This is a genomic window from Corallococcus sp. AB049A, from assembly GCF_003668885.1.
GTDB classification, from domain to species: domain Bacteria; phylum Myxococcota; class Myxococcia; order Myxococcales; family Myxococcaceae; genus Corallococcus; species Corallococcus interemptor.
This window is the reverse complement of the sequence record NZ_RAWL01001120.1, coordinates 1-443: the sequence shown is the minus strand read 5'-3', so window position 1 is coordinate 443 and position 443 is coordinate 1. Positions and strand designations below refer to the sequence as shown.

At 54.2% G+C, this 443-nt stretch carries 1 pseudogene; it reads left to right on the top strand.

Annotated elements, in window-relative coordinates:
- Positions 1-443, top strand: a pseudogene (locus tag D7X55_RS41110) (copper resistance system multicopper oxidase); the annotation flags it as partial.

The following is a 443-nucleotide window of genomic DNA, read 5'->3' as shown; positions in this document are numbered from 1 at the left end:
TCGTTATGCTGAGTGATTGGACTGACGAAGATCCTGAAAACGTCTTCCTTCACTTGAAGCAGTCGAGTGATTTTTACAATTTCCAATTACCGACGGTCACTGATTTTGTGGCCGACGTCAGGGCGGCGGGCCTCTCAAAAGCACTGGCTCGACGGCGTATGTGGAACCAGATGCGCATGAATCCCACGGACCTCGCCGATGTCTCTGCTGCAACCTACTGCTACTTGGTCAATGGCGCCACACCCTTCACTAACTGGACAGCTATCGCGGAGGCAGGCGAATACGTACGTTTGCGCTTCATCAATGGATCGGCCACCACAACGTTTGATGTTCGCATCCCGGGCCTGACCATGCGAGTTTGTGCGGCGGACGGACAAGATGTCGAACCCGTGAACGTCGACGAGTTTCGGATTGGTGTAGCGGAGACCTACGATGTGTTGGTG